Source organism: Streptomyces sp. NPDC050617 (assembly GCF_040654795.1).
Lineage (GTDB): Bacteria > Actinomycetota > Actinomycetes > Streptomycetales > Streptomycetaceae > Streptomyces.
Genome location: NZ_JBFAIS010000013.1, coordinates 122,851 through 135,015, shown reverse-complemented (window position 1 = coordinate 135,015; position 12,165 = coordinate 122,851). Strand labels below are relative to the sequence as shown.

1 protein-coding gene is annotated in these 12,165 nt (G+C 75.4%); it reads right to left on the bottom strand.

The window, feature by feature from the left end; translation table 11 throughout:
- Nucleotides 1-192: 192 nt before the first annotated feature.
- On the bottom strand, nt 193-12,123 hold the full coding sequence (locus tag AB0I49_RS19250; RefSeq protein ID WP_363228183.1) for an SDR family NAD(P)-dependent oxidoreductase: 11,931 nt from the start codon (nt 12,121-12,123) through the stop codon (nt 193-195).
- Between the last annotated feature and the right edge of the window lie 42 nt (nt 12,124-12,165).

Genomic DNA, 12,165 nt, shown 5'->3' with positions numbered 1-12,165 from the left:
GGGGCCGACGCGTGCGCGCGGGACTCACGAGGGGCTCAGCCGCCGGTCTCATGAGGCGCCCAGGCGCCGGGCTCGCAGCGCCGCTGGTCGCCGGGCTCACGAAGGACCCAGCCGCCAGGCTCATAGCGCCGCCGATCGCCGGGCCCACGAGGGACCCAGCCCCCGGGCTCATAGCGCTGCCGGTCGCCGGGCTCATGACGCGCCCAGCTGCCGGTCGATGTACGCGAAGATCTCGTCGTCCGTCGCCGACTCGATCCGGTCGGCGAGCACCTCGGCGACCGGTTCCGCGCCGGTTTCGGCGTCCGGCGCCAGCCGGGACAGTGTCTGGCGGAGCCGCCGCGCCAGCTCGTCCCGTACGTCCTCGTCCGGCGGCAGGCCGGTCATCAGCGCCTCCAGGCGGTCGAGTTCGGCGAGGACGGCCGCCGCCGGGGACGGCCGCTCGGCGGCCGTCCGCTCGGTCAGGTGGCGGGCCAGCGCCTCCGGCGTGGGGTGGTCGAAGACCAGGGCGGCCGGGAGCCGCAGTCCGGTGGACGACGCCAGCCGGTTGCGGAGCTCGACTCCGGTGAGGGAGTCGAAGCCGATCTCCTTGAAGGGGCGGGCGGGGCGTACCAGGTCCGGCGAGGTGTGGCCGAGCACGGCGGCCGCGCTGCCGCGCACCAGGTCGAGCAGGACGCGGTGCGCCTCGGCCGCGGAGAGCGCGGCGAGCTGCTCCGCCATGGACGCGACGGCGGGCCGGGCCGCCGGGACGGCGGCCGTCGCCCCGCGCGGCGTGCGGACCAGGCCGCGCAGCACGGCGGGGACGGGCTGGGCGCCGCGCAGGGCGGCGGGGTCGATCCTGGCGGCCAGGAGATACGGGTGCGGCGAGCCGAGGGCGGCGTCGAACAGGGCCAGGCCCTCGGCCGTGGTGAGCGCGCCCGCGCCGCCGCCGGCCACGCGCTGGAGCCCGGCGGAGTTCAGCCCGGCCGTCAGCGCGCTGCGCTGTTCCCACAGGCCCCAGCCGATGGACACGCCGGGCAGCCCTGCCGCGCGGCGTTCGGCGGCGAGGGCGTCTAGCGCGGCGTTGGCGGCGGCGTAGTTGCCCTGCCCGGCTCCGCCGAAGAGCGCGGCGCCGGAGGAGAACAGGACGAAGGCGGCGAGGTCCATGTCGCGCGTCAACTCGTGCAGGGTGAGCGCCGCGTCCACCTTCGGCCTTAGTACGGCCGCTAGTTGATGCCCCGTCAGGTTGGCGCTGAGTGCGTCGTCGAGGGTTCCGGCGGCGTGGACGACCCCGGTCAGCGGGTGCGCCTCGGGGATCTCCGCGAGCAGCGCGGCGAGGGCTTCGCGGTCGGCGGCGTCGCAGGCGACGGCCCGCGCGTCGGCCCCCAGGCCGGTCAGCTCCGCCAGCAGCTCGGGCGCCCCCTCGGCGTCCGGGCCCCGGCGGCCGGCCAGCAGCAGACGGCGCACGCCGTGCTCGGTGACCAGGTGCCTGGCCAGGAGCCGGCCCAGGGTCCCGGTGCCGCCGGTGATCAGTACGGTGCCGTCCGGGTCCAGCGGCGCGGGCAGCGTCAGTACGTTCTTGCCGACGCCCCTCGCCTGGCTGAGGAACCGTACGGCCTCGGGGACGCGCCGCATGTCCCAGCCCCGGACCGGGAGCGGGGCCAGCGCCCCCCGCTCGAAGAGGCCGAGGACCTCGGCGAGCATGTCGCCGATGCGCCGCGGCCCGGCCTCCATCAGGTCGAACGCCCGGTAGTGAACGCCTGGATGACGCGCGGCGACCTCGTCGGCGTCGCGGATATCCGTCTTGCCCATCTCCACGAACCGGCCGCCGCGCGGCAGCAGCCGCAGTGACGCGTCCACGAACTCGCGGGCCAGGCTGTCGAGTACGAGGTCCACGCCGCGGCCGTCGGTGGCGGCGAGGAACCGGTCGGCGAACTCGACGGTCCTGGACGACGCGATGTGCTCGTCGTCCAGCCCGCCGGCCCGCAGGACGTCCCACTTGCCGGGACTGGCCGTGCCGTACACCGTCGCCCCGGCGTGCCGGGCGAGCTGCGCCGCCGCCATGCCGACGCCTCCGGCGGCGGCATGGATCAGCACGGACTGTCCGGCCTCCAGACCGCCGAGGTCGAACAGCCCGTAGTAGGCGGTGAGGTACACCACGGGTACGGACGCGGCGCGGGCGAAGGACCAGCCCGCCGGAATCCGGGCGACGGTCCGCCGGTCGGCGACGGCGACGGGCCCGAAGGAACCGCCGAAGATCCCCATCACCCGGTCGCCGGGGGCCAGGTCCCGCACGCCGGGGCCGACCTCCAAGACCGTGCCCGCGCCCTCGCTGCCCAGCGTCTGCTGGTCCGGGTCGAGCCCGAGGGTGACCACGACGTCGTGGAAGTTCAGCCCGGCGGCGCGCACGGCGACACGGACCTCGCCGTCGCCCAGCGGGGCCGCGACCTCGGGGGCGGGGACGGGTGCGAGGTCTTCCAGAGTGCCGGTGCCGGCGGTGCCGATCCGCCAGGCGGGCTCGCCCGGCGGAGGGCTCAGCACCCCGTCGGCACGGTCGGCACGCCCCAGCTGAGGAACCATCAGCTCGTCGCCCCGTACGGCGATTTGCGGCTCTTCTCCGGCGAGAGCGGCAAGGAGCGCGGAGTCGTCCGGTGCGGTGACCGGCCGGTCGAGGTCGATCAGCGCGAAGCGGTCCGGGTGCTCGGTCTGCACGGTGCGCAGCAGCCCCCACAGGGCCGCCTGCGCGAGGTCGGCGGGCCCGTCGCCGCTGCCGGTGCGCACGGCGCACCGGGTGAGCAGCGCCAGCCGCGCCTCGGCCAGCCGCTCATCGGCCAGCCAGCTCCGTACCAGCTCCAGGCAGTCGCGGGCGGTGGCGTGCACCTGGTCGGCCACTTCGGCGAGGTCCGCGGTCGGGCAGGCCGCGACGACGAGGCCGGGGAGCGGGGCCCCCGCGTCGAGGTCGGCGCGCAGAGCGTCGACATCCGGCCAGGACGTGAGCCCGGGGACGGCACCGCCCAGAGCGGCGCAGCCGAGGGGCGGGGACGCGGCCTCGGGGATCGGGGCGGGCGTCTGGTCGGGGGCGGTCGCATGGGGCTCGGCGCCGAGGGCGGGCGACCGGTCGGCAGGCGCATCGGCCGCGCGGCCCGCCGCCGGCGCCCAGTCGAGGTGGAACAGCAGGTCCCTGGCTGCGCTCGTGGCCGCGGGCACCGCGTCCGCCGTCAGGGGCCGGAGCGCCAACTGCCCCACCGTCAGCACCTCTTGGCCGGTCAGGTCGTAGACCGTGAGGCCGATGCCGTCGGGGCCGTCGGCGGTGAGGCGGACTCTGAGGGCGGTGGCGCCGGGTGTGCGGCTGATCACGGAGGTCCAGCTGAACGGCAGCCGGGCCCGGCCGTCCTGGCCGGGCAGCAGCGCCGCCGTCTGGAGGGCCGCGTCCAGCAGGGCCGGGTGCACGGCGCACGCCGCCGCGTCGGCCTGCTGCCGCGCGTCGAGGACGACCTCGGCGAGGACCTCGCCGTCCCGCGACCAGGCGGCGCGAATGCCGCGGAAGGCGGGCCCGTAGCCGTAGCCCGCGTCGGCGAAGCGGTCGTAGAGGTCGTCCACCGGGATGGGCTCGGCGTCGGCCGGGGGCCACATCAGGAGGCCGGGTCCGCTCGGCGCGGCTGTCGAGGCAGGGGCGAGGGCGCCGGTCGCGTACGGGGCCCAGGGCTGGTCCTCGTCCCGGTGCGGCCGGGCGAAAACGCTCAGCGCGCGGCGCCCGTCGTCGCCGGGCTCCGCCACCCGCACCTGGAGCAGGACCGCGCCCTCCTCAGGCAGCGCGAGGGGCGCCTGAAGGGTCAGCTCCTCGACCACGGGGCAGTCGGCCTCGGCGGCGGCGCGGAGGGCGAGTTCCAGCAGCGCCGTCCCGGGGAGCAGGGCGGTGCCGGAGACCCGGTGGTCGGCGAGCCAGGGGTGGGTGCGCAGCGACACCCGGCCGCTCAGCACCAGTTCCCCGGAGTCGGCGGCCTCCAGGGCCGCGCCCAGCAGCGGGTGCCCGGTGGCGCCGAGCCCGGCGGAGGCGACGTCCCAGCTCGTGGTCGGGACGTCGAGCCAGAAGCGTTCGCGTTGGAACGGGTAGGTGGGCAGGTCCACGCGGCGCGCGCCGGGGTACGCGCCGGAGAAGTCCACCGGCAGCCCGCTCGACCACGCCTGACCGAGCGACAGCAGCAGACGCTCCCGGCCGCCCTCATCACGGCGCAGCGTCCCCAGCACCACCGCCTCGACCCCGGCCGCCTCCGCCGACTCCTGCACCCCCACCGCCAGCACCGGATGGGCACTCGGCTCCACGAAGAACCGGAACCCCTCCGCCAACAGCGCCCGCGTCGCCTCCTCGAAACGCACCGTCTGCCGCAGATTGCGGTACCAGTAGCCCGCGTCCAGCGTCGTGGGGTCGACCCATTCCGCATCGACGGTCGAGAAGAACGGCACCTCGCCGGGCAGGGGGACGACGGGGGCCAGTTCCTTCGCCAGCCGCTCCTGGATCTCCTCGACGTGTGCGGAGTGCGAGGCGTAGTCCACCGGTACGCGCCGGGCCCGCACCCCCCGCGCCTCGGCCCGCTCCAGCAGCTCGTCCAGCGCGCCCGCGTCACCCGACACCACGGTGGAAGCGGGACCGTTGACGGCGGCCACGGACAGGGCCCCGTCCCAGTCGGCCAGCCACTCCCCCACTTCCGCCGCAGGCAGGGCTACGGACACCATGCCGCCCCGCCCCGACAAGGCCCGCAGCGCCTTGCTCCGCAGGGCCACCACCCGTGCCGCGTCATCGAGCGACAACACCCCGGCGACGCAGGCGGCAGCGATCTCACCCTGGGAGTGGCCGACCACGGCGGCCGGCTCCACGCCGTAGGAACGCCACACCGCGGCCAGCGACACCATCACCGCGAACAACACCGGCTGCACCACGTCAACCCGCTCCAGTGACGGAGCATCAACCCGTGCCCGTAGAACATCTTCCAAAGACCAGTCCACGAACGGCGACAGAGCCGACTCGCACTCCGCGACCCGGGCCGCGAACACCGGCTCCGCGTCGAGGAGTTCAGCGGCCATCCCCACCCACTGCGAGCCCTGGCCGGGGAAGACGAACACCGCGCGGCCGGCGCCGGAGGCGGAGCCTGTCGCCATGTTCCCCGCGGGGGTCCCTTGCGCCAGGGCGGCCAGCCCTTCGGTCAGGTCGTGCCGTGCGCCGACGACCACCGCGCGGTGCGCGTGCGCGGCGCGCGTCGCGGCGAGTGAGTGTCCGATGTCGAGCGGACTGCCGCCGGCGAGGCCGTCGGCTCCGTTCTCCAGCGCGTCCAGCAGCGCCGCCGCTTGCGCGCGCAGCGCTTCCGGACTCCGCGCCGACAGCGGCCAGGGCACCGGACCGGCCCCTGAAGCCCCGCCGGAGGGCGCTACAGGCGCGGGCTGGGGGGCCTCTTCCAGTACGACGTGCGCATTGGTGCCGCTCACTCCGAACGACGACACCCCCGCCCGGCGCGGGCGGCCGGCGGGTTCTTCCCAGGGGCGGGCTTCGGTCAGCAGCTCGACCGCGCCCGCCGACCAGTCGACCTCCGGCGTCGGCCCGTCCACATGCAGCGTCTTCGGCATCACCGCGTGACGCATCGCCAGCACCGTCTTGATCACGCCGCCCACACCGGCCGCGGCGGAGGCGTGCCCGATGTTGGATTTCAGCGAACCGAGCCTCAACGGCCGTTCTGCCGCGCGGTTCTGACCGTACGTCGCCAGGAGCGCCTGCGCCTCGATCGGGTCACCGAGCCGGGTCCCCGTACCGTGCGCCTCCACCAGGTCCACATCCGCCGCACGCAGCCCCGAGTCCGCCAGCGCCGCACGGATCACCCGCTGCTGCGACGGACCATTGGGAGCCGTCAGCCCATTGCTCGCACCGTCCTGGTTGACCGCGCTCCCCCGCACCACCGCCAGCACCGGATGCCCCGACCGCCGCGCGTCCGACAGCCGTTCCAACAGCAGCATCCCCACGCCCTCGCCGAATCCGGTGCCGTCGGCGGCGGCGGCGAAGGGCTTGCAGCGGCCGTCCGGCGCGAGACCGCCCTGGCGGCTGAACTCGACGAACAGTTCGGGGCTGCACATCACGTTGACGCCGCCGGCCAGCGCCATGGAGCACTCGCCGGAGCGGAGTGCGCGGGCCGCGAGGTGCAGGGTGACCAGCGACGAGGAGCAGGCCGTGTCGATGGTGACGGCGGGGCCTTCGAGCCCGAAGACGTAGGCGAGGCGGCCGGAGACGATGCTGCCGGAGTTGCCCGTGCCGAGGAACCCCTCGACGTCGTCGGGGATGTACGGGAGCAGCCGGGCCGCGTAGTCCTGCTGCATCAGGCCGATGAAGACGCCCGCCGGGGCGCCGCGCAGTGCCGCGGGGTCGATGCCCGCCCGTTCGAAGACCTCCCAGCCGGTCTCCAGCAGCAGCCGCTGCTGGGGGTCCATGGCCAGGGCCTCGCGTGGGGAGATCCCGAAGAACTCGGCGTCGAACTCGGCCGCGTCGTAGAGGAAGCCGCCCTGCCGGGTGATGGAGGTGCCTGTACGGTCCGGGTCGGGGTCGTACAGCTCGTCGAGCGGCCAGCCCCGGTCGGCCGGGAACTCCGAGATGCCGTCCGCGCCCGCGACGACGAGCCGCCACAGGTCCTCGGGCGAGCGCACTCCGCCGGGGAACCGGCAGGCCATGGAGACGATCGCGATCGGGTCGTCCACCGCCGCCACTTCGGCCACCGGCGTTGCCTTGGTGCTGAATTGAGTGCCCGTCAGCTCGGTGAGGAGATGGCGCGCCAGCACCTCGGGGGTGGGGTGGTCGAACACCAGGCTCGCGGGGAGCCGCAGGCCCGTCACGGCGTTGAGCCGGTTGCGCAGTTCCACGGAGGCCAGCGAGTCGAAGCCGAGTTCACGAAAGGCCCGGCCCGCGTCGAGCGCGTCGGGCGACGGGTGGCCGAGGACGGCGGCTGCCTGGGTGCGGACCTGGTCGAGCAGCAGGCGGGTCCGCCCCGCCGCGTCGAGGGCGGCGAGCCGCTGCTGGAACGCACTGCCGTCGGCCGCCTCGCCGCCGGACGCCACGGCCCGCCGGGGCCGTACGGGCACGAGGTGGCGCAGCAGCGGCGGCAGTTCCTCGGTCGCCGCCCTGGCCCGTACGGCGGCGGTGTCGAGCCGCATCAGCACCAGCGCGGCCCGGTCGGCGGTGCGTGCGGCGTCAAAGAGGGCCAGCCCCTGCTCTGTCGTCAGCGGGGGCATGCCGGAGCGGGCCAGGCGGCGCACGTCGGCGTCGGCGAGGTGGCCGGTCAGGGCGGACCGCTGGTCCCACAGGGTCCAGGCGAGGGACTGGGCAGGCAGCCCCGTGGCGCGGCGGCGCTGGGCGAGGGCGTCGAGGAAGGCGTTGGCCGCCGCGTAGTTGGCCTGCCCGGGACCGCCGAAGGTGCCGGCGGCGGAGGAGAAGAGCACGAAGGCCGCAAGATGTTGATGCCGAGTCAGTTCGTGCAGGTTGAGCGCCGCGTCGGCCTTGGGCCGCAGGACGGTGTCCACGCGCTCGGGGGTCAGCGCGGTGACGATCCCGTCGTCCAGCGCGCCCGCCGTGTGCACCACGGCGGTCAGGGGGTGTTCGGCGGGTACGGCCGCGAGCTGCGCGGCGAGCGCTTCGCGATCGGCGGCGTCGCAGGCGGCGACCGTGGCCTCGGCCCCGAGCGCGGCCAGTTCGGCGCGCAGTTCCTCGGCGCCCTCGGCCGCCGGGCCGCTGCGGGAGAGCAGCAGGAGATGCCGGACACCGTGTTCGGCCGCCAGGTGCCGGGCGATGTGCGAGCCGAGCAGCCCGGTGCCGCCGGTGATCAGCACCGTGCCGTCCGGGCCGAGGGCGGCGGGCCCCTCGGACTCGCCCGCCGCTGCCCTGACCAGTCGTGGCGTGAGGAACTGGTCACCGCGCACGGCCAGTTGGGGCTCGCCGGAGGCGAGGGCCGCCGCGAGCGCGGCGGAGTTCTCCGGCGTCTCATCCCCTTCGCCGTCCGCGTCGAGGAGGACGAAGCGGCCGGGGTGCTCGGTCTGGGCCGAGCGCACCAGGCCCCATACGGCGCTGTGCGCGAGGTCCGGTACGTGCTCGTCGTCGGTCACGGCGACCGCGCCCCTGGTGAGGAAGGCGAGGCGCGAGTCCGCGAACCGGTCGTCGGCGAGCCACGTCCGCACGGCCTGGAGCGCCCGGTGCACCGCCGCCCGTACGGCGGCGGGCGTCTCGTCGCCGTTCTCCCCCTCGCCGACGCCGGTGAAGGCGCCCGGCTCCCGGGAGAGCAGGACGACATCCGGCACGGGCGCTCCGGCGTCGAGGGCGGCGATCAGCGGTTCCAGGTCCGTCCAGGCGCTGGGCGGCGGGCCTGCCGGGGCCGGGCGCGTGGGGGCGGCGGGGGCCCATTCGACCTGGAACAGGTTCTCGTGGAAGCCCGCGCGGCCGGTGGCGAGCTGTCCGTCGGCGGCCGGCCTGAGCGCCAGGGACTCGACCGTCGCGACGGGCCGGCCGGTCGGGTCGGCGGCCATGAGCGACACCGCGTCGCGCCCGTCCGGCGCGAGCCGGACCCGCAGGGCGGTGGCGCCCGAGGCATGCAGCGTCACGCCCGTCCAGGAGAACGGCATCCGCCCCTCGGGGTGCTCCCGCGCGCCGGGCGCGCCGGGCAGACCGGTGGCGTGCAGCGCCGCGTCCAGCAGCGCCGGGTGCAGCCCGAAGCGGTCGGCGTCCCGGCGCGGCCCGTCCGGCAGGACCACCTCGGCGAACGTCTCCTCGCCGCGCCGCCAGGCGGCCCGCAGCCCCTGGAACGCCGGCCCGTAGACGAACCCGCCCTCGGCGAAGCGCTCGTACGTGCCCGCCACCGCGACCGGCTCCGCCCCGTCCGGCGGCCAGACGCCGCCCGGCTCGAACCCGTCGAACGCGTCGACGGCCGCCGCCGGCTCCGGGGCCAGGGTGCCGGAGGCGTGGCGCACCCACTCGCCGTCGTCGTCGGCCCCGTCCGGGCGGGCGTGCAGGGACAGCGGGCGGCGGCCCCGTGCGTCGGGGGCGCCGACGGTCAGCCGCAGCACCGCCCCGCCGTGCTCGGGCAGCACCAGCGGCGCTTCCAAGGTCAACTCGTCCACGCGGGCGCAGCCGACCCGGTCGCCCGCCTGCACCGCGAGCTCCAGGAACGCGGTGCCCGGCAGCAGGATCGCGCCCCGCACGGCGTGGTCGGCCAGCCACGGGTGGCTCTGCGCGGACAGCCGCCCGGTGAGGAGCAGGCCGTCGGCGTCGGCCAGGGCGATGACGGCGCCGAGCAGCGGGTGACCGGCCGGGGTGAGGCCCGCCGAGGTCACGTCGGCGACGTCGTCGGCACCGTCCTCCAGCCAGTACCGCTCGCGCTGGAAGGGGTAGGTGGGGAGGTCCACGCGGCGGGGCGCGTGCCCGGCGAACACGGCGTCCCAGTCCACCCGGACGCCGCGCAGGTGCAGTTCGGCCAGCGACTCCATGAGCCGGCGCGGCCCGCCGTCGTCGCGGCGCAGGGTGCCCACGGCCGTGGCGCCGCTCCCCGCGGCGTCGGCGGTCTCCTGCACGCCGACGGTGAGCACGGGGTGGGGGCTGGACTCCAGGAAGACCTGGAAGCCGTCGGCGAGCAGCGCGCGGGTCGCCTCCTCGAAGCGCACCGTCTGCCGCAGATTGCGGTACCAGTAGTCGGCGTCCAATTCGGAGGTGTCCAGCGGCTCACCGGTGACCGTGGAATAGAACGGGATGTCAGCCTGGCGAGGCGTCACATCGGCTAGCTCGGAAAGCAGTTGTTCGTGAAGGTCCTCGACGTGTGCGGAGTGCGAGGCGTAGTCCACCGGTACGCGCCGGGCCCGCACCCCCCGCGCCTCGGCCCGCTCCAACAACTCGTCCAGCGCGCCCGCGTCACCCGACACCACCGTGGAACCCGGGCCATTGACGGCCGCTACGGACAGCCTGCCGTCCCAGTCGGCCAGCCACTCCCCCACCTCACCAGCGGGCAGGGCTACGGACACCATGCCGCCCCGCCCCGACAAGGCACGCAGCGCCTTGCTCCGCAACGCCACCACCCGCGCCGCGTCATCCAACGACAACGCCCCGGCGACGCAGGCGGCAGCGATCTCACCCTGGGAGTGACCGACAACCGCGCCCGGCTCCACGCCGTAGGAACGCCACACCGCAGCCAGCGACACCATCACCGCGAACAACACCGGCTGCACCACGTCAACCCGCTCCAGTGATGGTGCGCCAACCCGTGCCCGTAGAACATCTTCCAAAGACCAGTTCACAAACGGCGACAGAGCCCGCTCACACTCCGCGACCCGCGCCGCGAACACCGGCTCCGTATCGAGCAGTTCGGCGGCCATGCCTGCCCACTGCGAGCCCTGGCCGGGAAAGACGAAGGCCACTTCGCCGCTCGTACCGGCAATTCCCTGTACGAGACCGGGGACGGCGGAACCCGCGGCGAGGGCCGCCAGGCCCTGCCGGAAGTCGGCCGGTTCCGCGCCGATCAGCACGGCTCGGTGCTCGTGCGCGGCCCTTCCCGTCGCCAGGGAGTAGCCCACGTCGGCCACGCGCGCGCCGGCGTCGGCGTCGAGGTGGGCCCCGAGGCGTACGGCCTGGGCGCGGAGGGCTTCGGCGGTGCGGCCGGAGAGCACCCAGGGGAGTACACCCATGCCTTCGCCGCGCGCCTCCTCGTCCGGCGCCTCGGCGGCAGGTGCTTCGGCGGCCGGAGCCTCGGCAGCGGGTGCTTCCTCCAGTACGACGTGCCCGTTGGTGCCGCTCACGCCGAAGGAGGAGACGGCGGCGCGGCGCGGGTGGCCGGTCTTCGGCCAGGGGGCCTCTTCGGTGACCAGCCGTACCGCGCCCGTGGACCAGTCGATCTGGGGCGAGGGGTCCTCGGCGTGGAGGGTCGGCGGCACGACGCCGTGCCGCATGGCGAGCACCGTCTTGATGACGCCGCCGACCCCGGCCGCCGCCTGCGTGTGGCCGATGTTCGACTTCAGCGACCCGAGCAGCAGCGGCTGCCCGTCGGGCCGCCCGCGCCCGTACGTCGCCAGCAGCGCCTGGGCCTCGATCGGGTCGCCCAGCGGCGTTCCGGTGCCGTGCGCCTCGACGACGTCGACCTCGGACGGCGTGAGGCCCGCGTTGTCCAGCGCCTGGCGGATCACGCGCTGCTGGGCAGGGCCGTTGGGCGCGGTGAGCCTGCTGCTCGCGCCGTCCTGGTTGACGGCGGTGCCCCGGACCACGGCCAGCACGGGGTGCCCGTTGCGGCGGGCGTCGGAGAGCCGCTCCAGCAGCAGCATCCCCACACCTTCGCCCCAGCCGGTGCCGTCCGCGCGGGCCGAGAAGGACTTGCAGCGGCCGTCGCGGGCCAGCCCGCCCTGACGGCTCATCTCCACGAACGGCACCGGCGTGGACATCACCATCGCGCCGCCGGCCAGCGCCAGCGTGCAGTCGCCGAGCCGCAGCGCCTGGCAGGCGAAGTGCAGGGCGACGAGGGAGGAGGAGCACGCGGTGTCCACGCTGACGGCCGGGCCCTCCAGCCCGAAGGTGTAGGCGACGCGGCCGGAGGCGACGCTGTCGGAGCTGCCGCTGCCGAGGTAGCCCGCGACGTCGTCGGGGGCATGGCGCAGCCGCACGGCGTAGTCCTGGTACATGACGCCGGCGAAGACCCCGGTGCGGCTGCCGCGCAGCGTGGCCGGGTCGATCCCGGCCCGTTCGAACGACTCCCAGACCGTCTCCAGCAGCAGCCGCTGCTGCGGGTCCATGGCGAGGGCCTCGCGGGGCGAGATGCCGAAGAATCCGGGGTCGAAGCGGCCGACGCCGTCCAGGAAGCCGCCCAGTGACGCGTAGCTGGTGCCGGGGCGCTCCTGCCGGGGGTCGTCGAGCGCCTCCAGGTCCCAGCCGCGGTCGGCGGGGAAGGCGGTGATCGCGTCGGTGCCGGCGGAGACCAGCCGCCACAGGTCCTCGGGGCTCTCGACGCCGCCGGGGTAGCGGCAGCTCATCGCGACGATCGCGATGGGGTCGCGGTCCTTGGCCTCCGCGTCGCTCAGGCGCTGCCTGGTGCGGTGCAGGTCGGCGGTGACCCGCTTGAGGTAGTCGCGCAGCCGGTCGTCATTCACCATCGTGGGTCACCTTGCTCCGCTTGCTGGGCCGGGGTGGGGTCT